At 48.1% G+C, this 21,038-nt stretch carries 22 protein-coding genes and 1 other RNA gene; 15 read left to right on the plus strand and 8 right to left on the minus strand.

The window, feature by feature from the left end; genetic code table 11:
* Positions 1-96: 96 nt before the first annotated feature.
* Genes dolP through MHM89_RS07550 form a run of 4 tightly spaced genes read right to left on the minus strand, consistent with a single transcriptional unit; the run spans position 97 to position 3,483 of the window.
* The gene (gene dolP, locus MHM89_RS07535) at positions 97-663 is read right to left on the minus strand and encodes a division/outer membrane stress-associated lipid-binding lipoprotein (protein ID WP_138508621.1); all 567 of its coding nucleotides are present in this window, start codon (positions 661-663) and stop codon (positions 97-99) included.
* Positions 663-1,253: an SIS domain-containing protein gene (locus MHM89_RS07540; RefSeq protein ID WP_022946091.1), complete on the minus strand. Its 591-nt coding sequence runs from the start codon at positions 1,251-1,253 to the stop codon at positions 663-665. Before MHM89_RS07540 ends, dolP begins: the two co-directional genes overlap by 1 nt.
* Positions 1,254-1,625, minus strand: coding sequence for a YraN family protein (locus MHM89_RS07545; protein ID WP_022946090.1), 372 nt, complete (start codon positions 1,623-1,625; stop codon positions 1,254-1,256).
* The gene (locus MHM89_RS07550) at positions 1,594-3,483 is read right to left on the minus strand and encodes a penicillin-binding protein activator (protein WP_239408522.1); all 1,890 of its coding nucleotides are present in this window, start codon (positions 3,481-3,483) and stop codon (positions 1,594-1,596) included. The genes MHM89_RS07545 and MHM89_RS07550 overlap by 32 nt, the downstream gene beginning before the upstream one ends.
* Before the next feature lie 90 nt (positions 3,484-3,573).
* On the opposite strand from MHM89_RS07550, the gene rsmI reads away from it, so the two are divergent.
* Positions 3,574-4,440, plus strand: coding sequence for a 16S rRNA (cytidine(1402)-2'-O)-methyltransferase (gene rsmI, locus MHM89_RS07555; RefSeq protein WP_022946088.1), 867 nt, complete (start codon positions 3,574-3,576; stop codon positions 4,438-4,440).
* Between the two features lie 41 nt (positions 4,441-4,481).
* An RNA gene (rnpB, locus tag MHM89_RS07560) (RNase P RNA component class A) lies at positions 4,482-4,852 on the plus strand.
* 159 nt (positions 4,853-5,011) lie between these two features.
* On the opposite strand, the gene MHM89_RS07565 is transcribed toward rnpB, so the two are convergent.
* Positions 5,012-6,415 carry an MBL fold metallo-hydrolase gene (locus tag MHM89_RS07565; protein ID WP_239408523.1) on the minus strand — a complete coding sequence of 468 codons (1,404 nt, stop codon included), beginning with the start codon at positions 6,413-6,415 and terminating at the stop codon, positions 5,012-5,014.
* Here MHM89_RS07565 and MHM89_RS07570 point away from each other — a divergent pair.
* The 3 genes from MHM89_RS07570 (at position 6,414) to MHM89_RS07580 (ending at position 8,530) form a co-directional block, all read left to right on the plus strand.
* A complete protein-coding gene (locus tag MHM89_RS07570) occupies positions 6,414-6,584 on the plus strand; it encodes a hypothetical protein (RefSeq protein WP_239408524.1) in 171 nt (56 codons plus the stop codon). The two genes, MHM89_RS07565 and MHM89_RS07570, sit on opposite strands and share 2 nt — an antisense overlap.
* 113 nt (positions 6,585-6,697) lie before the next feature.
* On the plus strand, positions 6,698-7,537 hold the full coding sequence (locus tag MHM89_RS07575) for a pirin family protein (protein WP_239408525.1): 840 nt from the start codon (positions 6,698-6,700) through the stop codon (positions 7,535-7,537).
* A gap of 12 nt (positions 7,538-7,549) precedes the next feature.
* Positions 7,550-8,530, plus strand: a complete 981-nt coding sequence (locus tag MHM89_RS07580) for a glutathione S-transferase family protein (protein WP_239408526.1) — start codon at positions 7,550-7,552, stop codon at positions 8,528-8,530.
* Here the strand turns inward: MHM89_RS07580 and MHM89_RS07585 are convergent.
* Genes MHM89_RS07585 through MHM89_RS07595 form a run of 3 tightly spaced genes read right to left on the minus strand, consistent with a single transcriptional unit; the run spans position 8,527 to position 9,519 of the window.
* Positions 8,527-8,763 carry a hypothetical protein gene (locus MHM89_RS07585; RefSeq protein WP_022946083.1) on the minus strand — a complete coding sequence of 79 codons (237 nt, stop codon included), beginning with the start codon at positions 8,761-8,763 and terminating at the stop codon, positions 8,527-8,529. The two genes, MHM89_RS07580 and MHM89_RS07585, sit on opposite strands and share 4 nt — an antisense overlap.
* Positions 8,729-9,190 (minus strand): hypothetical protein, encoded by a 462-nt coding sequence (locus MHM89_RS07590; RefSeq protein ID WP_022946082.1) that lies wholly within the window; start codon positions 9,188-9,190, stop codon positions 8,729-8,731. The genes MHM89_RS07585 and MHM89_RS07590 overlap by 35 nt, the downstream gene beginning before the upstream one ends.
* 2 nt (positions 9,191-9,192) lie before the next feature.
* Positions 9,193-9,519: a hypothetical protein gene (locus MHM89_RS07595; RefSeq protein ID WP_022946081.1), complete on the minus strand. Its 327-nt coding sequence runs from the start codon at positions 9,517-9,519 to the stop codon at positions 9,193-9,195.
* A gap of 430 nt (positions 9,520-9,949) precedes the next feature.
* Between MHM89_RS07595 and mraZ the strand changes: the two genes are divergently transcribed.
* From mraZ to murG, 10 genes are read left to right on the plus strand one after another with little or no spacing between them, the layout of a single operon-like run.
* On the plus strand, positions 9,950-10,408 hold the full coding sequence (gene mraZ, locus MHM89_RS07600; RefSeq protein WP_045980475.1) for a division/cell wall cluster transcriptional repressor MraZ: 459 nt from the start codon (positions 9,950-9,952) through the stop codon (positions 10,406-10,408).
* A 23-nt stretch (positions 10,409-10,431) separates the two neighbouring features.
* On the plus strand, positions 10,432-11,370 hold the full coding sequence (gene rsmH, locus MHM89_RS07605; protein WP_022946079.1) for a 16S rRNA (cytosine(1402)-N(4))-methyltransferase RsmH: 939 nt from the start codon (positions 10,432-10,434) through the stop codon (positions 11,368-11,370).
* Positions 11,367-11,693, plus strand: coding sequence for a cell division protein FtsL (gene ftsL / locus MHM89_RS07610; protein WP_022946078.1), 327 nt, complete (start codon positions 11,367-11,369; stop codon positions 11,691-11,693). The genes rsmH and ftsL overlap by 4 nt, the downstream gene beginning before the upstream one ends.
* Positions 11,690-13,513, plus strand: a complete 1,824-nt coding sequence (locus MHM89_RS07615) for a penicillin-binding transpeptidase domain-containing protein (protein WP_045980425.1) — start codon at positions 11,690-11,692, stop codon at positions 13,511-13,513. Before ftsL ends, MHM89_RS07615 begins: the two co-directional genes overlap by 4 nt.
* Positions 13,506-14,975: a UDP-N-acetylmuramoyl-L-alanyl-D-glutamate--2,6-diaminopimelate ligase gene (gene murE / locus MHM89_RS07620; protein WP_239408527.1), complete on the plus strand. Its 1,470-nt coding sequence runs from the start codon at positions 13,506-13,508 to the stop codon at positions 14,973-14,975. Before MHM89_RS07615 ends, murE begins: the two co-directional genes overlap by 8 nt.
* Positions 14,975-16,360 (plus strand): UDP-N-acetylmuramoyl-tripeptide--D-alanyl-D-alanine ligase, encoded by a 1,386-nt coding sequence (murF, locus tag MHM89_RS07625; protein ID WP_239408528.1) that lies wholly within the window; start codon positions 14,975-14,977, stop codon positions 16,358-16,360. The genes murE and murF overlap by 1 nt, the downstream gene beginning before the upstream one ends.
* Positions 16,360-17,442, plus strand: coding sequence for a phospho-N-acetylmuramoyl-pentapeptide-transferase (gene mraY / locus MHM89_RS07630; RefSeq protein ID WP_022946074.1), 1,083 nt, complete (start codon positions 16,360-16,362; stop codon positions 17,440-17,442). Before murF ends, mraY begins: the two co-directional genes overlap by 1 nt.
* A complete protein-coding gene (gene murD, locus MHM89_RS07635; RefSeq protein ID WP_239408529.1) occupies positions 17,442-18,770 on the plus strand; it encodes a UDP-N-acetylmuramoyl-L-alanine--D-glutamate ligase in 1,329 nt (442 codons plus the stop codon). Before mraY ends, murD begins: the two co-directional genes overlap by 1 nt.
* On the plus strand, positions 18,764-19,978 hold the full coding sequence (gene ftsW / locus MHM89_RS07640) for a cell division protein FtsW (RefSeq protein ID WP_045980422.1): 1,215 nt from the start codon (positions 18,764-18,766) through the stop codon (positions 19,976-19,978). The genes murD and ftsW overlap by 7 nt, the downstream gene beginning before the upstream one ends.
* Positions 19,975-21,030, plus strand: a complete 1,056-nt coding sequence (gene murG / locus MHM89_RS07645; protein ID WP_239408530.1) for an undecaprenyldiphospho-muramoylpentapeptide beta-N-acetylglucosaminyltransferase — start codon at positions 19,975-19,977, stop codon at positions 21,028-21,030. The genes ftsW and murG overlap by 4 nt, the downstream gene beginning before the upstream one ends.
* Positions 21,031-21,038 lie beyond the last annotated feature (8 nt).

The raw sequence follows: 21,038 nt of genomic DNA on the forward strand, positions 1-21,038 counted from the left end.
TAGATAGCAAAAAGCCACTTCAAACGAAGTGGCTTTTTTGTGTGCGTTGATAACGAAAATGCGAGTTAAGTAACCCGATAATAGACGCTCACGTTTTTACATGTATTCGAATACTTTAATGACGCGCTCCACGCCTGAAATATTGCGAGCGATATTGACCGCTTTGTTTGCTTCCACGTCTGCTACCAGCCCCATTAAAAAGACCTCACCATTTTCCGTGACTACTTTAATATTGTTGCCACTGACATCCTCAGCTGCCAGCAACTGGGTTTTTACCTTTGATGTTAGCCAGGTATCGTGGCTTTGTGTGGTGATGCTGGTAGGGGAGCCAATACGTAATTGGTTATGAAGCTTTCGCGTGCCATCGATGCGCTCTGCTGCGCGTTGTACAGTGGTTTTATACTGTTCACTCGGCACTTGCCCTAGCAGTAATACAATACCGTTATAGCTGACGACAGACACGTTGGCGTTGGCATTTTCGCCTAACGCCTCTTTAATCGCCATGGTGGTTTTTATTTCAATATTATTGTCATCTATCTGACTGCCTATAGTGCGGCGATCGTTGGCTGCTGTGACTGCGCCAGCGGTGCCGGCGACTACGGCTGCGGCGCAGCCTTGCAAAAGCACAGTACCAACTAAAATAGCTATAAGGTTCTTATTCATTAGCTTTCTTCCTGTGGGAATAGGGTCATATCAACAAGTTCTGTCAAACAGTGTATGTTGACTAAATGAGATTCCAAAATACGGCTTGGACGCTTAGCTGGTACGCGAATCTCGACGTCACTTGCACTGAGCAGTCCCGCCAGCTCGCCGCCATCATCGCCGACTAACACGATAACGGTCATGTCTTTAGTCAAAGCGGCTTCTACGGCGCTGACGACATTCTTTTCATTGCCATTAATAGCAATGGCAAGTAATAAATCCCCTTGCTCGCCGAGCGCTTTAATCTGCCTAGCAAAGATATCGCGGCTGGGTTGTGATGAGCCAGCCGGGCTTAAATTCAGTGCATGCGATGAAAGTGATACCGCAGGTAAACACGGGCGCTCGGTCTCAAAATGGTTCACCAACAGAGCGGCAAAATGGTCGCTGAGCATATGGCAACTTGCAGCGCCACAACATAATAATTTGCGGCCGTTAATCAATGTCTGTGCAATACTCAACGAAGCGGTTTCAAGCACGCTAGGTAAAACTTCCCCTGCGGCAATTTGCGCCTGAATGCTTTCGGTAAAAAGTGCTTTAACTTGTTCCTGCATTTATAATACGTTCTTTATCCAGTGAAACTCTGGCTCTTTCTCACCTTGTATTGCGACAAAATCAGCACGCAATACGCAGCCTGCTAAGCCCTTTTGTTGCACATAGTGTGCAATGGTTCTTTGTAGTCGCTGTTGCTTGGTGTGGCTAAGCGCATGCAGAGCCCCGCCATAACTACTGTGGCGACGAAACTTTACTTCAACAAATACCCACACCTGACCTTCTTTCATTATCAGGTCCAGTTCGCCATAGCGACAATGGTAATTGCGCGCCACCGGCGTCAGCCCTTGCTGAGTTAGGTATTTCTGTGCCAGCAACTCAAAGTGCTGGCCTTTTTCTCGGCTATTGCGCCACGCTTTCGGGAGCCATGACATTACTCGATTCCTCAAATTGCTTCTTCATGAAAAGCGGTGTGGGATCGAGGTGCTCAAGACTCACTTTGTTAATGCTTCTTGACTGATAGCGTGCCCACGCTAAATGGCGAACAATCTCGCCGTTACTTATTACACTTAGCTCTCCAGTAAGACCGGTTTGGCTTTTTCCTGGCAGCATACTGAGCTGTCGCAATTGCGGGATCAGTGAAATCGCATCATAGCCCATGGCAAATAGACGCTGCTCAATGTCGGCAACGTCAGGCCAGAGGCTATCAAAGCGTTCTCTGAGCTGCCGAGTATTCAGGTTAGCTAACCCCTTTGTCGGTAGCATCCACGGTAACTCAGTGAAGTATAAGCCATTTAAGTCACGTTTATCGGTGCTATCAATGCGCGTGCTGTGGCTTTTGGAGCTTGCATACAGGGGAATGCGCTCAACGAAGGTGCTCACGTTAACATCAAGATAGGGTTTTAATAGCCGAGTTTGCGTGGCATTAGCGAGTAGATAAACCACATCTATGTCGCGACGAGAACGGGTTTCACTCTTTACGTTGCGCTTAAAAATGCCCTCGATGGCGTCTATGCGTGCTTCGCTATCGTCGACTTCAAGTAACTCAGTGATGACTTTTTCCATCTCTTTATTGTCATCGAATAACCCCACAAGTGGTGGCTGCTCATTATAACGTTGCCACTGACTGCTAAAGTGCTCACTCAATCTTTGTCCTGAGCGCTCATTTGGGGCCAAGATCAGCGGCTTTTCAAAGCCTTTAGCCATAAAGTGTGCTAAGGCCTGATCTAATTCGTGCTCCGGGGCCAGAGCAAAATAATAATGCTGTAAAGACTGGCGTTCGATGTCGCTGCGGTTCAGGTATATGCTGGGTATTCCCTCTAGCAGGTTGTGCTGTTCAAAGCGGTTAATGTTGCTTTTCAGTAATGGCCCTAAGGCGAAATCGATTTGCTTGTCATTGAGCTGCTGCGTTAGTTGCTGATTTTCTAAATTTGCATCAATGAAATAAATGTCTTCGAATTGATAGTTATCTAGGGCCGCCAATACACCTGACTTCACGGCTTCACCCAGGCCCTTATTAGCGCCACTTAAAGGTAAAATAACAGCTAATTTAGTGGCGTTATAGGGCTCAACTTTCATCAGCTCAGCCACTTTTTCGTCTAGGGCAAAGCTCGCGGGGTGTCCTGGATAGCGGCGTTGCCAGTTATTGGAAGCTTGATGTAACTCAACTGGAGAGCCCAAATAAAGTTGTTTTATTTTAGCAAGTTGTACCCAGCCTTTAGCGATAGCTGAGCCGGAGTCATACTTTGTTAGCTGTTGCGGGCTCAAAGATTGTAAAGACCGCCACAAAATGGGGTTTAACTGTGATGCTTCTATTTGATAGCGGTTTGCGGTTTCTGAAGCACGTAATAAAAATGGTGCGCTTTGTTGTGGCATTTGCATTCGCACGTAGGCGGTGCCTTGCACTAACTGATGCCAGTAGAAATGCTCTGGCGTTTGCAATTGCGATTGCACTGAGCGTGAGGTTTGCAAAGCACGTTGTGGTTCGCCCATTTGCGCTTGCGCGTAAGACTTTAATAACACCGCTTGAATTTGTTGCTCAGGGTGGCTGCGTAACAGGGTGTCGCTGGCTTGCAATAGTAGCGACCAATTTTGCTCATTAATAGCCTGATTTTGAGTGCGGTTAAGTAACTGTACGCGAGTGGCGCCTTCGCTATTTTGAGCTTGTTGGTATAACTGCTGTGCACTGAGTGTCTGAATCGGCTCAGGCTCACTCACGTTAGTTGTAAGATTTTCACTTTCTTGTGGCTTTTGTGTTGTGCTGCAGGCCGATAAGCCTGACAATAACAGCATAAAAGCAATCGATTTGAGTCGCACAGTCTTTGTATTCCAATTGGCCTTAGTGTGATTCGCTTATCTTACTGACTGATGCAGGAGAGCTCAATGTCCAATGCGGATATTTCAACCGACCCCCAAGACCAAGGTACCTTGTTTATTGTTGCCACACCCATTGGTAACTTGGATGACATCAGCCAGCGTGCTATCAAAACCCTAAGTGACGTCGACTTAATCGCTGCTGAAGACACGCGCCACACTGCCAAGCTGCTGTCGCACCTGGGACTCAGTAAGCGTACCTTTGCCTTGCATGATCATAACGAAAAACAAAAGGCACAGCAGGTACTCACTTGGCTACAACAAGGGCAAAACGTAGCGCTGGTGAGCGACGCCGGAACACCACTGATAAGCGATCCTGGTTATGCCTTAGTGAGTTTATGCCGTGAACAAGGGGCTCAAGTAACCCCAATTCCCGGCGCATGCGCAGCTATTGCGGCGCTGAGTTGCTCCGGATTACCCACCGACCAATTCCAATTTATTGGTTTTGCTCCAGCAAAATCCAAAGCCAGACAAAGCTTTTTCAGTGACGCGTATAACTCAGGCATGACTAGCATTATTTACGAAAGTACGCACCGTATTATGGCGAGCTTAGAGGATTTAAGTGCCGCGCTAGGAGAGCAAGCTCAAGTCGTGCTTGCTAAAGAGTTAACGAAAAGCTTCGAGACCTTCTTCAGTGGTACGGTCACTGAGTTACAACAGTTTTTACAGCAGGACCCCGCGCGACAAAAGGGTGAAATCGTGTTGATGTTGCCAGGGAAACCGAATAAGGCCAGTGCCGTAAGTGAAGAAGCACTGCGTTTGATTGCCTTACTGGAAGAGCACATGCCACTGAAGCAAGCTTGCGGTGTGGCTGCTGACTATCTCGGACAAAAGAAAAATGCACTGTATAAGGCCGTGATAGCGCAAAAGCAATAAAGTGCTGGGCAAATTACTTGGCATGCGTATAATGGCGCCCCTGAGTCAGCCGGATAATCGCTGCCTGTGACGAAAATGATCAGGGGGAGGAAAGTCCGGGCTCCACAGGGCAGGGTGCCAGCTAACGGCTGGGGGGCGTGAGCCTACGACAAGTGCAGCAGAGAGAAAACCGCCTAAGTCCTTCGGGACCGGTAAGGGTGAAAGGGTGCGGTAAGAGCGCACCGGGCCACTGGTAACAGTTGGTTGCAAGGTAAACTCCACCCGGAGCAAGACCAAATAGGGTTCCTCATGGTGTGGCCCACATCGGAACCGGGTAGGTTGCTTGAGCCATAGAGCAATTTATGGCCTAGACGAATGATTATCGATCTCCTTCGGGAGTGAACAGAACCCGGCTTATAGGCTGACTCAAATAATTCCATGCCCGCTTGAATCATCAAGCGGTTTTTGGAACCTTTCCTTAGTAATATTTAACTCTTTCAGCCATGTTGGCGGACAGAGGTACACCTTGTGGCGCGCAGGGTTCTTTATTAGCGACTAACTGATAGTGCTTTACCTGAAGCTGCCAATTGCATCAGAACTTGATGGTTTGCCCATACACAGGTATCTCTGCCTCTATCCCATGATCGCAGCGCAATTTTTCTTTAAGTGTGGCTAAGGCACCGGGCTCACCATGCACTAATGCGAGTTGTAGTGGCAGCTGAAAATGTCCAATCCAATCACTCAATTCCTGTTGCCCTGCATGCGCGGAAAACCCACCTAAGGTTTCAACATTGGCTTTGACAGCGAATTGTTCACCAAACATCCTGATATGTTCTGCCTCTTCAACCAGCCTACGCCCCAAGGTGCCTTGGGCCTGATAGCCGACAAAAATAAGGGTGTTGCGACTCTCCCAGATACGGTGCTTAAAGTGGTGAGTGATGCGCCCACCCGTGCACATACCGCTGCCAGCGATGATCAGTGCGCCATTGGTGATCTTGTTGATTGACATCGACTCTTCTGGCGACACCATAAGGTGCAGCGTGCTGAGAAAGTGCTTGAGTAGGGTTTGTTCGCCGGTACATAGCGCTTTTACGCCCTCACAATCCAAGGTTGGCAACCATTGGTCATAAATCTGAGTGACCTCTATGGCCATTGGGCTGTCTAAAAATATGTGCCAATCGTCAAGCTCCCCAGCGAGCTGTAACTTACCCAAATAAAGTAATAGCTCTTGTGTTCGTCCTACGGCAAAGGCTGGGATCATGACATTACCGCCTTTAGTGTATGCGCGGTGCAAAATATCTTTAAACTGAGCTAAGGTATCGCCTTGAGTGCGGTGTTCACGGTCGCCATAGGTGCCTTCCATGACCACTAAGTCGGCCCGCGTCAAGCATGTGGGATCCTTCATCAACAAGGTATCTTTATTGCCTAGATCTCCAGAAAAAATTAAAGTTTTTTGACGGCTATGCTCATCAAATTTCAATTCTACAATCGCTGAGCCGAGTATGTGGCCTGCGTCGTAGAAACACACAGAGGCGTTGTCGGCTAATTTTCTCTGCTGTTGATAGGCAGTGGGTTTTAATAGAGCGAGCACATGCAGGACATCAGCTTTAGTGTACTGTGGCGTCAATTCACACTGACCTTTTCGTTTGAGCTTACGATTCTCGCGCATTAAGTCGTTCTCATACAGGCTAAGTGCATCAAACAACATAATTGGCAGCAACTGGGCCGTTGCCTCAGTGCAATAGATATCACCGTTAAAACCATCATGAACCAATAACGGCAAACGTCCACAATGATCTAAGTGGGCATGAGATAAAATAACTGCATCCAGGGAATAGGGATTGAAAGGAAATTGCTCACGTACCGCCTCCGTTTTTGCTTTCATTCCTTGGTGTAGGCCACAGTCTAGTAGTACCGCGCCAAGCGCTGGAGACGAAACCAAGTGACATGAGCCGGTCACTTCTTGTGCCGCACCGTAAAAGGTAATTTCAGCCATGCGTATCCCCCCTCACACCCATGCTAGCGACAACCGTTATTACTGTACTATCAGTGTAGTGAGTAAAACTGACGAGGGTAAGAATTTATTCAAACCTCGCTTTAAGCTAGCGATGATTGGTCAATCGCCGTTGCAACACTTGAGCGAGGTCATTCAATCAGTATGCTAAAAATTAGCATCTAGCACGCTAATATTTCCGGTTACTCTATCCATAAACGCACACTACACTGAACCTATGTCGTTTCATAACGCGAGTTATCAGCGTAAGTCTAAAGGTGCACCATGAATGTTATTAAAGTACTCAATGCCCAGCCTGCTGAAGATGGGGCGGGCGTTAAGATCCGCCGCGTACCAGGTTTCGACGGTCGTTATCTAGATCCCTTTTTAATGCTTGATGAGCTTAAATCAGACCATAGTGACGATTATATGGCAGGGTTTCCCGCGCATCCCCATCGCGGCATTGAAACGTTTACTTATCTTATTAAAGGTGGTTTTGAACATCGCGATCATCTTGGCAACCGTAAAGCTGTTCGCGCCGGTGATGTGCAATGGATGAGTACAGGTAAAGGAGTCATCCATAGTGAAATGCCTCTGGCTGATAGTGAAGGCCTGCACGGTTTTCAGATTTGGCTCAATATGGATGCCAAAGACAAAATGAATGCGCCACAATATCAGGACTCAGCGCAAAGTGGCTTGCCGCAAATAAGTAGCCAAGGAGTGCATTTAAAAGCCTTGGCAGGAGCTTGGACTCTTAACGCTGAACAAGTGCAGTCACCTCTGAGCAACCTAGCTTGCAACGGCGCCATTGCTGATATCAACATCGAATCAAAGGCGCAACTAGAGATGCCGGCGATGGGCTGTGAGCGGGTGCTAGCCTATATACACACTGGTTCAATTACTGCTGCAGGGCAAAGGTATCAGGCGGGACAGTTGCTGGTGCTTGATGGCGACTGTGCCATCATTGCAACCACGGATCAACCCAGTGGGTTACTACTGCTGCGGGGCGAACCGTTGCACCAACCGATCGCACACATGGGTCCATTCGTTATGAATACACAAGCCCAGTTACAGGATGCTATCCGCGATTATCAAAACGGGCAATTCGGACAATTATCACAATAGGAGGCTACCTTTATGGGTTTACTCGTGAATGGAAAGTGGCAAGACAAGTGGTACGACACTGATAGTAGCAAAGGTGAATTTCAGCGAGAAAGTGCGCAGTTACGTAACTGGGTCACCGCTGATGGCAGTGCTGGACCAAGTGGCCGGGAAGGGTTTAAAGCGCAGAAGGGGCGTTATCATTTATATGTGAGTTTAGCCTGTCCATGGGCGCATCGAACGCTTATTTTCCGCACCTTAAAAGGCCTTGAAGACTATATTGATGTGTCGGTAGTGAGCCCAGATATGCTGTCGCAAGGATGGACTTTCGATCAAGCTAAGGGTAGCTCGGGTGATTCATTATTTGGCTACCACTATATGCATCAGTTGTACACGCGCAATAATCCTACATACAGCGGTCGTGTCACTGTTCCTGTGCTGTGGGATAAGCAACAAAACTGTATCGTGAGTAATGAATCAGCGGAAATTATCCGGATGTTTAATGAGGCCTTCAACCATCTGACTGGCAACACGCTGAACTTTTATCCTGAGCACTTACGCAAGGATATCGACGCGATTAACGAGCTGGTTTACCACGGTATCAACAACGGCGTATATCGAACGGGGTTTGCCACTACACAGCAAGCCTACGAACAGGCCTTTGATACGCTATTTAGCGCTCTGGAAAAAGTAGAAAGAAGACTGGCAGGTCAGCGTTATCTGGTGGGCAGCGAGCTCACTGAAGCAGATTGGCGGTTATTTACGACCTTGATACGGTTCGATGCCGTTTACTTTGGCCACTTTAAGTGTAATAAGCGCACCATAGAGAGCTATGATAATTTAGCGAATTATTTGCGTGACTTATACCAAGTTAAGGGCGTGGCTGAAACACTCAACATGGCGCACATTAAACGTCATTATTACTTTAGTCACACCATGATTAATCCGACTCAAGTAGTGCCTAAGGGGCCTGATTTAGATTTTAGTCGTCCGCACAACCGTCGCTTTATGGGCTAAATTAAAAGCTGAGCCAGTCGCAGCCATTTTAAAGAAGGGCGGCTGGTTAGCAGCTCTGTAAGACTGCCAGCAGAAAATGCCGTAGCCACACCTTTGGGGTGGCTCATCAACTTACCACCTTGATAATGTAGCTGCTGTTTGTCCAAAGCGATAAGCTGCTTACGAATCTGCCCTTGCTCGGCCAGTAAATCAGCATATTCAGTCTGTTTTTTCAGGATCAGACGGGTCAGCATCGGTTTGCTCCTGTGAAGATGAAGGTTTCTTGCTTACTGCAATGGTGCGTTCAAAGCTCACTTGCGCCAAGGCAAGCTTCATTTGCCGAATTAGCCACCACAGCAGAAGTAGTTGCGCCGCTAATGAGCCACAGATACTCAGAGCCATCGATTGTGTTAACCAGTACAGCACCGTGGCGGCGGCGCCAACAACAGTTAACCAAATTACCAATGCGGTCATAGCAATGGCGACAATCAAACCCAAAGTTAATAATAGCGCTTTGGCACTTATTTTAGCTTCAGTGGCAGCGAGCTCAAAGATGCACTGTATTTGTTCACCCCAGCGCTGCGCGTAATCTTGAAATAATTGAGCAACCCGCGTCAAAGACGCAGATTGCTCATCATGCTGCTCGTTCTCAGCAGCCGAGTCATGATGCTCTTCAGCCATGATTATTTACGGCGAATAAGAGCGGTAACGGCCATGCCTGCCGCGAATGCCAATCCCGCACATAGCAATGGATTTTCTTGCGCAAAGCGGCGACTGCGACTCACAGAGCTTTTCAAACTCGCTTCTAACGCTTCGCGTTTCTCGTGTAGAGTCTCGGCAGACTCACTAGCATGTTTGCGCACATAGTCTTCCGCCGTGGCCGCTTTCTGAGCCACTTGGTCTACCGCAGCGTGGGCGGCTTTAGAGGCGCTTTCAGTAGTTGGAGCTGTGGGTGTGTGAGCTGAATTGCTTTGCGTTTGTTCAGCAGTCTTAGTATTAGCATTTGCCATGGTGTATCTCCTTTATCTGACAGTTCACAGTTTTTAACGCAACTCTCATTCCAAGTATTAGAAGTCAACAAAATCAGTAGCTTAAAAACATACGCAGATAAAATTGAGAGGGTAAGACTAAATACTTACGCACTCAGGCAGTAAAATTTACACAGTGAAGATCACGGTACCACGTGGAATGAATAAAAAATGAACATTTATTCCCTAGGTAAAAGTATGATCCACATTTTCCCACCGAATTCATAGACTTCCTTAAAACCCGCATATTATCTAGCTTTGCAAGAGGTTATTGGATTTTTCATTGCTTGACAAAAAGGCTTGTCAAGCCCTAGACTGTAGTTCAGTGGGAAAATGTGGGTTTTAGTGGATCAATGTGGATCTGCACTATTACCGAAAACCAAAACAGCAACACTTGGACGGCATTTTATTTATGTTTCGCGGCGCCAGCACACTCAGCCTTGATGACAAGGGCCGATTTGCGATACCAACAAAGTATCGGAATCAGCTGCTTGCGGATAATGGCGGCGAAATTATCTGCACTATCAATTTAAGTGATCCCTGTTTATTGCTGTATCCCCTGAGTGAATGGCAAGTCATCGAACAACGCTTAGCGAGTTTGTCGAACATTAAGCCCAGAGCGAAACGCATGCAGCGCTTGCTACTAGGGAACGCGATGGATTACCAAGTTGATAAAAATGGCCGTGTGCTATTAGCTCCTCATCTACGCGACTATGCGCAACTAGGTAAGAAAATCGTACTCGTGGGGCAACTGAATAAGTTTGAAATTTGGGATGAGGCGCGTTGGCAGCAGCAAATGCAAGATGACATTGCTATCGAACTAGGACAAGAATTTGAACAGGATGAAGATCTCGCTGATTTTTCATTCTAACTCTAAAAGGCGCGAACACACGCATGAGCGAAGACTTTCAACATATATCCGTGTTAATGACGGAGACAATAGAGGCCCTGGCCATTAAACCTGATGGTATTTATATCGACGGGACTTTTGGCCGTGGTGGGCACTCTGGCGAAATACTCGCTCGTCTTGGTGAGCAGGGGCGCTTGCAAGCCATCGATCAAGACCCGAGTGCTATCGCTGCGGCACAACGCTTTGCTGATGACCCGCGTTTTAATATTGCCCACAGTCGTTTCTCTCGTCTTGATGAAGTCGCCGAAGCACAGGGACTTACCGGCAAGGTCGATGGTATTTTGCTCGATATTGGCGTGTCGTCACCTCAGCTAGATGATGCCGGACGTGGCTTTAGCTTTATGAAAGACGGCCCCTTAGATATGCGTATGGACCCCTCTCAAGGGCGAAGTGCTGCGCAGTGGCTGGCAGAAGCAGAGTTAGAGGACATGGTCTTCGTGTTTAAAAAGTACGGTGAGGAAAAGTTTGCTCGGCGTATCGCAACCAAAATAATCGAGACTCGCGCCCACACTGACATTAATTCAACCGCGCAATTAGCCAAGCTGATTGATGAGGCGGTGCCTGTTAAAGACAAACATAAGCACCCAGCAACGCGTACATTCCAAGCTATTCGCATTTATATCAATAGTGAGTTAGAGGAAATTCAGACGGCATTACAAGCTGCTCTGAAAGTACTGAAACCGGGTGGGCGATTAGTGGTGATTTCTTTCCACTCCTTAGAGGATCGCATTGTAAAACAGTTTATTAAAAAGCAGAGCAAGGGAGAGGCAATGCCTAGAGGTCTGCCGTTAACCGATGAGCAATTAAAACAACAGTTAACGCTCAAGGCAGTAGGCAAAGCCATTAAGCCGAGCGAGGAAGAAATCGCTCGCAACAGCCGTGCGCGCAGCTCCGTCCTTCGTGTAGCTGAGAGATTGGGATGAGCCAACAACAACTAAATCGCCATCCAAATCTCTTGTTAGAGATCTTGCGGGGACTATTTGACAATAAGATCACATTGGGGCTGCTTTTTCTTATTCTTATCAGTGCCTTGGCTATAGTACAAGTCACTCATTTGTCGCGAGCAAAATTGATCGCTCAAGACCGCTTATTACAAGAGCGGGACGAATTAGATTTGAACTGGCGTTACTTATTAGTTGAAGAAGAGTTTTATTCTCAACATGCCCGCATCGAGCAAATAGCGAAAGAGCAGTTGGATATGAAGCGCCCCACCAGTGAAGACGAGGAAGTGGTAATAGTCCCATGAGAGCTGCAAAGCGTAAAAACAATGGTAACAACCTTATCACCTGGCGGTTTATGCTGGTCTGCGGTGCTGTGCTTATGGTGTTTGTCACCTTAGTTGCACGTGCCGCTTATTTGCAAGTGATAGAGCCGGATAAAGCGCGTAGCGAGAACGCCAAACGCACCGTGCGAGTAGAGAAGCTTCAAGTGCAACGCGGTATGATTTTTGACCGTCAAGGCAAAGAGTTGGCGGTCAGCGTACCTGTTGTGAGTGTTTACGCTGACCCTAAGGCGATTGATAAGTACCTGCGCAAGAAGGTAGTGAGTCATACCAAAAAGCAGGGCCAAGACCCGCAAGATGTCTTGGACAGACCCGCCCACTTAAAAGATTTAAAACAAGCCTTCTACAAACAAGATATGCGTTGGCGTGAACTGGCTGATGTATTGCGTTTAGGACGTGCCCATGTCGATAAGCGCCTTACCGGCGATAAAGACCGCCGCTTCGTCTATTTAAAACGCCAAGTAACCCCTGCGGTTGCCAATTATATTGATGAACTCAACCTGCCAGGCGTACATCTGCTAGATGAGTCTAAACGTTATTACCCAGCGGGAGAGATCACCGCTCATGTATTGGGCTTTACCAATATTGATGGGCATGGCATCGAGGGCATTGAGAAACTCTATGATGAAGCACTCACGGGCACTGAAGGACGACGCACTATTCGTAAGGATGCGCGTGGCCGCGAAGTAGCGGTGCTTGACGAGCGCCAGCGCGTGGAGCCAGAAAATATCGAGTTATCGATTGATCAACGTATTCAAGTTATCGCATATAAGGCGCTGAAATCAGCCGTGCTCACCTACAAAGCAACATCAGGTTCGGCCATGGTGGTGGATGTAAAAACCGGCGAAATTTTAGCCATGGTTAACAGTCCCTCGTTCAATCCCAATAATTTAGAAGATGCAGCACCACATAAGCGCCGTAACCGCGCTATTACCGATTTATTTGAGCCGGGTTCAACCATTAAACCTTTGTCAGTGTTAGCTGGTTTAGACTATGGAAACATCCAAGCGAACGACACTATAGATACTTATCCAGGGTGGATGCGTGTGGGTGGCAGTCTAGTGCAAGATACCCATAACCGGGGTGAGATGTCACTGCGAGAAATACTCAAAGTATCAAGCAATATGGGGGTGGCGAAGATCACCCAAGATCTCCCTAAAGACTATTTTGTCGGTTTATTTGAGCGTGTTGGTTTTGGCAGTGATACCGGCACTGGCATGGTGGGCGAAAGCAGCGGCTTATTCTACCCAAATCGCCGCTGGTCAGATTTCGAAATCGCGACCTTATCCTTTGGTTATGCCATTTCTGTTAGTACCGCGCAGCTCGCGCGCTTCTATGCCACCTTGGGTTCGGGCGGTATTTCTCGGCCACTGACGATTTTAAAACAACCACAACCTTTGCAAGGTGAACGCGTCTTTAAAGAAAAAGACGTGAATGCGGTAGTTGAGATGATGGAAAGCGTCTTTGAAAAAGGCGGCACGGCCTCGAAAGTGAAAGTGGATGGTTATCGTGTAGCGGCTAAAACAGGAACTTCTAAAAAAGCGGTTGCGGGTGGCTATGGCGATGAATACGTGGGGTATTTTGCCGGCCTTGGTCCGGTCAGCGATCCGCGATTAGCGGTTGTGGTAATGGTTAACGAACCCGGCGGCGATGTTTACTATGGCGGTGCTACAGCCGGCCCTGTATTTGCTGAGATCATGTCCAATGCGCTGCGTATTTTGAATGTAGCACCTGATTTAGAGCCCGTCGCTAACCTTGCAGAAGAAGGAGGTGGAGATGCGTAATCTTCGCGAAGTACTCGCACCTTGGGGCATAGATACCGACATTGAGTTGGTCAATGAGTTGCAGCTCGATAGCCGCCGCGTCAATCGCGGCGATGTCTTTGTAGCTATTAAAGGCCATCAACTGGATGGCGGACAATTTGCTAAACAAGCCATTGCCGCAGGAGCGAATGCGGTTATTGCCGATAGCCGTTGTCAACTTAACAGTGATGATGAGCGCATTATTGTCGTGGATGAGCTGAGCCTGCGTCTTTCGCAGTTGGCGGCGCAATTTTACGGCGAGCCAAGTAATGCCTTTGATCTGGTTGGCGTAACTGGCACCAATGGGAAATCGTCTACCACCTCATTTATTGCTACTTTAGCGCAGTACTGTGAGCGCAGCAGTGCCATAATCGGCACGTTGGGCTGGGGCGATGCCCAGCAGATGAATGCGTTGAGCAACACCACGCCGAGCAGTGTTGAGCTACAACAGATTTTCGCCAAGTTAAAACAACAACAAAAACAGTTAGTGGCAATGGAAGTCTCCTCACATGGCCTTATTCAGGGCCGTGTTGCTAATAGCCATTTTCGCGCTGCTGTGTTTACCAACTTGTCTCGCGATCACTTAGATTACCATGGCGATATGCAAAGTTACGCTGATGCCAAGCTGATCCTCATGCGTGATTGTAATGCGAAAATGGTGGTGCTTAACCAAGACGATGCGGTTGCCCAGGGGTGGCTAGAAAAATATCCATTTGATGACTTGGTTGTATACGGCCGTAAAACCTTGCCCCCTGAGCTCGGTCGCTATGTGTATTTTAGCAATGTTCAGTTTTTACCTAGCGGTTTACGCGCGCAGATCAGCAGTAGTTGGGGAGAAGGGCAAATAGAGCTGCCACTGTTCGGTGAGTTTAACCTTTATAATGTGTGCGCTGCACTGGCAACATTGCTTGGCCTAGGTTATCCGCTGCCTGCGTTATTGGCTGGCTGTAAAACTTTGATGCCTATCGCTGGGCGTATGCAAGCATATAGTGCACCACAGCAGCCAACCTGTGTGGTGGATTATGCCCATACCCCAGATGCTTTAGAGCTCGCATTACAAGCCTTGCGTCAACACGCACCTGGTAAAGTGACCTGTGTGTTTGGTTGTGGCGGTGACCGCGATAAAGGTAAGCGGCCATTAATGGCCAAGGCGGCACAAAAGTACGCTGACCGCGTGGTGGTGACCAGCGATAATCCACGCAGCGAAGACCCACACACCATACTCGATGATATTAAAAGCGGTTTCAGTGCCAATATTGAAGCTCATTATGAAGTGGACAGAGCGAAGGCAATCGCCTTGGCGATTACACAAGCGGGCAGTGAGGACATTGTGCTCATCGCCGGCAAAGGCCATGAAGACTATCAAATCATTGGCGAGCAGACACTCGCGTTTTGCGACCGCACTGTGGTGCAGCAGTTATTGCATCAACAAGGAGGTAAATAATGATTGCCATGGATTTAAACTGGCTTAGCGACACCTTAGGGTGTGCCTACCAGGGCGAGAATTGCGCTGTCGAAAATATTAATACCGATACGCGTAGCTTATGTGCAGGGGAAGTGTTTTTAGCACTTAAAGGGCCGAATTTTGACGGCCATCAGTTTATTGATGTGGCCGAGCAACAAGGGGCCGTTGCGCTCATTGTTGAACACCCAGTAGATAGTACTTTGCCGCAACTGATTGTGGCTGATACACGATTAGCTTTAGGGCAAATCGGTGCTGCGGTAAAAGCTCAAGTCGCCCCTAAAACTATCGCTATCACAGGGAGCGTGGGTAAAACCACAGTGAAAGAAATGTGTGCGGCAATATTGGCACAAAAAGGTGAAGTGCTGGCGACAAAAGGCAATTTTAACAACGATATTGGTGTGCCATTAACCTTAATGCGTCTAGCGCCAAAACATCAGTACGCCGTTATTGAGTTGGGCGCGAATCATCTCGGCGAAATTGCCTACACCACATCATTAACTAAACCCGATGTGGCTGTAGTGTGTAATGTTGCTGAGGCACACCTTGAGGGCTTTGGCTCGTTACAAGGAGTGGCCACCGCGAAAGGCGAAATTTTTTCTGGTCTCGGCGAGCAAGGCGTAGCAGTCATTAATGCTGATAGCGAATTTAAACAGCAGTGGCTAGACGATTTGGGCTCACGCAAAGTGAAGCAGTTTTCCATGAGTCAGCAACTGGATGTATGGGCAGAAGATATTCATCTTGATGCTTTGGCCCGGGCGTCGTTTACGCTGTGTAACAGCAAAGAAAAAGTCGCTGTTGAGCTTGCTATTCCCGGTAAACATAATGTCACCAATGTCTTGATTGCTGCAGCATTAACGACCAGTGTCGGCTGCTCCTTACAAGAGGTTGCCAGCGGTCTTAAGACCATGCATCAAGCCCATGGCCGCGTTAATCTGATTGAGGTATCAAGTCAGCTCACAGTCATTGATGATAGTTACAATGCCAACGTCAAATCGGTGCAAGCCGCTATTGACCTACTCGCTGACGTTCAAGGCCACCGTGTACTGGCTTTGGGTGATATGAATGAGCTCGGTGAAGATGCCCGTGATTATCATCAACAAGTGGGTGAGTATGCAAAACAACGCGGTATTGAAGCCGTTTATTCTCTGGGCGTATTGAGCCGTTACGCCAGTGATGTCTATGAACAAGCCGAACGCCACTTTTCTGGGCGTGATCAACTCCTTGAGCAAATGCTCAAAGACTTACGACAGACACAACAAAAAACAACGGTAGTCGTGAAAGGATCGCGCAGTTCACGCATGGAGCTTTTAGTGGAAGATTTAGTGGCGCATGGCAAGCAGTTAGCCAGCGAGGGAGAGAAGTAATGTTAGTGTGGCTGGCTGAATACCTGACCCAATTTTATAGTGGATTTAATGTCTTTTCATATTTGACGTTGCGAGCCATTTTAGGAATTTTAACGGCATTGTTGATGTCGTTGTACTTTGGGCCGAAATTGATCGTGGCGCTCCAGCGTATGCAAATCGGTCAAACCGTGCGTGATGACGGTCCACAATCTCATCTAAGTAAATCCGGCACACCCACCATGGGTGGACTACTCATTCTGGGTGCTATTTTTACCAGCACTTTGCTGTGGGCCGATTTAAGCAATAAATACGTGTGGGCAACGTTGTTTGTCATTGGCTCGTTGGGGATCGTTGGGTTTATTGATGATTACCGTAAAGTGATTCGCAAAGACCCTAAAGGGTTAATCGCTAAGTGGAAGTATTTTTGGCAATCAGTCATTGCCTTAGTCGTCGCGTTTGCGCTTTATGCCAGCTCTCAGCAAGCAGCGGAAACCGCGCTGATAGTGCCGTTTTTCAAAGAAGTGATGCCTCAGCTAGGGCTGTTCTACATTGTAATGACCTACTTCGTTTTAGTCGGTACATCTAATGCGGTCAACCTCACCGACGGCCTTGATGGGTTAGCTATCGTGCCGACTATTTTGGTCGCCTCAGCGTTGGCAATCATCGCTTATGTTACCGGTCATGCGAACTTTTCCAGCTACCTGCATATCCCTCATTTACCGCTGACCAGTGAGCTGGTGGTGGTGTGCACCGCCATTGTTGGCGCTGGGTTAGGCTTTTTATGGTTCAACACCTATCCAGCTCAAGTCTTTATGGGCGATGTTGGTTCCTTGGCGCTAGGCGGAGCACTGGGCATTATTGCCGTGTTGGTACGCCAAGAGTTGGTATTGGTAATTATGGGCGGGGTCTTTGTGATGGAGGCGTTGTCAGTGATCTTACAGGTAGGCTCTTACAAGCTGCGCGGTGAGCGTATTTTCCGGATGGCCCCCATTCATCACCATTACGAATTAAAAGGTTGGCCAGAACCGCGCGTCATCGTGCGCTTTTGGATAATTTCCATTGTATTAGTTTTGGCCGGTTTGGCGACATTGAAGATTAGGTAATGAGCTATTTAGACACGCTTAAAAATAAACGTATCGCGGTGCTCGGACTGGGTATATCTGGTCTGGGCACGGTGCGTTTTCTGCATGCTCATAATCTTCACCCTGTGCTTATTGATTCTCGTCAACAGGTACCAACACAATTGTGGCTCGACTCTCACGTGCCGCACTTAGAACGTCGTTTTGGCGATTTTGACAAAGCCGAACTGACGCAGTTTGATGTCATTATTATCGCCCCAGGCATCGCTCTCAGTACACCACAAGTGCGCCAAGCAATTGCCGAAGGTGTTGAAGTGATCGGCGATGTCGAGCTTTTTGCTCGTCTTAATAACAAACCTGTGCTTGCAGTGACAGGTTCAAATGGTAAGTCCACGGTGGTTTCGCTGTTAGCTAAAGTGCTCGAGTGCGGCGGCTTACAGGTGGGCTTAGGTGGCAACATTGGCACCGCAGTACTTGATTTGCTAGCGCAAGATATGGATGCGTATGTGTTAGAGCTGTCGAGCTTTCAGTTAGAGACAACAACCAGCTTAGCCGCGAAGTCAGCATGCATCTTGAATTTGTGTGAAGATCATCTTGACCGCTACGCAGGCATGGCTGATTACATCCGCGCCAAGCAGCGTATTTATCAAGATTGTCAGTTAGCTGTTTACAATCGTGGTGACACAGATACCTACCCAGAGCATGCATCACAACCGCTGAGCTTTGCGTTGCATGATGCTGACTACCATATCATGCAACATCAGGGCGAGAGCTATTTCGCATACCGTAACTCGCCTTTATTGCCTTGCCGTAAAACGGTGTTACCGGGCAGCCATAACCAACTCAATGTGCTTGCAGTGATGGCGTTGTGTCATGATTTTCACTTTGATATCGGTGTGTTTGAGCGTGCATTGTCAGAATTTAAAGGCTTAGACCACCGCTGTCAGTATGTTACTACCTTAAATGATGTGCGCTATTTCAACGACTCAAAAGCTACCAATGTCGGAGCTACATTGGCTGCAATTAAAGGGTTAGCCGCTGAGCCCGGGCGATTGATTTTACTTGCTGGTGGTGATGCCAAAGGCGCGGATCTGACACCACTGAGAGAAACTTTGGCCGAACAAGTCGCTGAACTCATCTGCTTCGGTAAAGACGGTGATGCCATTGCCGCGCTCAAACCAGGCAGTCATCGCGTTAGTGGCATGGGTGAAGCGGTGCAAAAGGCAAAAGCCTGCGCGCAGGCTGGCGATATTGTGTTGCTTGCACCGGCTTGCGCCAGTTTAGATATGTACAGCAATTACATGGCCCGGGGTAATGACTTTATTCAACAGGTGTTGGAGGGGTCATCATGAGTTGGGAAAAGATTAAAGACTTATTCCATCTAAAACCTTCAGGGCAACTTTATGATGTGCCACTTATCTACGCGTTGCTATGTCTCATTGGCGTAGGCTTTGTAATGGTGACCAGCGCCTCGATGCCGGAAGCGGAGCGCCTGTACGATAACCCTTACCATATCATGATCCGCCAAGCTGTGTTTGTGGCCTTAGGCTTTGTGCTATTCATTGTTGCCATCAGCGTAAAAATGCAATGGTGGAAAGTGGCCAACCCTTATTTGCTGCTGTTAGGTTTAGGTTTATTAGTGCTGGTATTAATTGTCGGCAATGAAATCAATGGATCGAAGCGGTGGATCCCCATGGGGCCGATTAATATCCAAGCTTCTGAAGTAGCGAAGCTATTCTTTTTTAGCTACTTAGCTGGCTACCTCGTGCGTAAACGCGACGAAGTACAGGAGAACTTAAAAGGCTTTGTTAAACCCATTAGTGTGTTCATTGTCTACGCCGGATTGATTTTGTTGCAGCCGGATTTAGGCACCGTGGTGGTGATGTTTGTCACCACGGTCGGGCTACTTTTTCTTGCCGGCGCGAAACTATGGCAGTTTTTCGCGCTTATGCTCTCTGGCATAGGTTTAGTCATCGCTCTTATTGTTTTTGAGCCATACCGCTGGGCTCGTGTGGTGGGTTTCTTGGAGCCGTGGGAAGATCCCTTTGGCAAAGGTTATCAATTGGTTCAGTCGTTGATGGCTTATGGGCAGGGTGGATGGCTAGGCCAAGGGCTAGGCAACAGCGTGCAAAAACTGCAATACATGCCACACGCTCACAATGACTTTATATTCGCCGTGGTAGCGGAAGAATTAGGCTTTATAGGTGTATTAACCATTCTCGTACTGTTGGGAACCTTGGTATTTCGCGCTCTGCTTATCGGCCAGCGCGCCCTCAAAGCGAATAAGGAATATGAGGGTTATTTAGCTTTAGGAATTGGTATTTGGTTTGCTTTTCAAAGCATGGTGAACGTTGGTGCCAGCGCCGGAATTTTGCCAACCAAAGGCCTTACCTTACCCTTTATCTCGTACGGGGGGTCTAGTTTTTTAGTGATGGCCATTGCGGCGGGCGTGTTACTGCGAGTGGATTTTGAAACGAAAATGGCTACTAAGCAAGCAACACCGCGTGGTAATCGCCGAAGTGTCAGTGGCTCAACTTCAGCAGTTCAGGGGGCAGCATGAGTAAACGTATGGTAGTGGCTGCAGGTGGAACTGGTGGACATATCTTTCCGGGCATTGCCGTAGCCCAATACTTAATAGCGCGCGATTGGCAGGTATCTTGGGTCGGAACCGACGACCGCATGGAAGCCGAAGTAGTCCCTAAAAACGGCATCGAGATTGATTTTATCGATGTTCAAGGCGTGCGCGGGAACGGCTTAATGCGACTGTTCAAAGCGCCACTGATGATTTTGAAAGCGTTTTTTAAAGCGCGTCATATTCTCAAGCAGCGTCGCCCTAATGTGGTGCTGACTATGGGCGGCTATGTAACTGGCCCCGTTGGTTTGGCGGCAAAAAGTTTAGGCATCCCTTTAATTATCCATGAGCAAAATGCGGTCGCTGGCATGAGCAATAAACTGCTCGCTAAAATTGCCACACAAACGCTTGGGGCCTTCCCCGGGGCTTTAGCCAATGATGATTTCAAAGTGCTGGGTAATCCGGTGCGCCAGTCATTGATGCATATTGAACCTAAGCAGGTTGACTCACCAGTTAACATGTTAGTCGTGGGCGGCTCTTTGGGAGCGAAAGTGTTGAATGACGTGTTGCCTGGTGCTTTTGCTGAGCTTAACCAGAGTCATCCTCTTGCCGTGTGGCACCAAACCGGTAAGGCGCGCTCAGCGCATGTACAGCAGCAGTATGATGAGCTAGGACTTGAAGCGAAAGTAACTGAATTTATTGATGATATGGACGCAGCATTGGTATGGGCTGATGTGATTGTTTGTCGCGCTGGAGCGCTGACAGTCAGTGAAGTTGCAGCCGCTGGGCGGATGGCGCTGTTTGTGCCGTTTCCACATGCTGTGGATGACCATCAAACCGCCAATGCAGAGTATTTGGTGCAAGGTGAAGCAGCATTATGTATGCAACAGAGCGACTTTAATCACAGCTCTGTGCAACAGCTGTTGATGCCATTTTTGCAGCAACCAGAATTAATGACCGAGATGGGCAAACGCGCGAAAGCGCTCGCCAAGCTCGATGCAACCGCACAGGTTGCCAAACAATGTGAGCAGTATAGTTAATGACACAG

It is taken from the genome of Pseudoalteromonas sp. CNC9-20, from assembly GCF_022347875.1.
In the GTDB taxonomy this organism is placed as follows: Bacteria; Pseudomonadota; Gammaproteobacteria; order Enterobacterales; family Alteromonadaceae; genus Pseudoalteromonas; species Pseudoalteromonas ruthenica.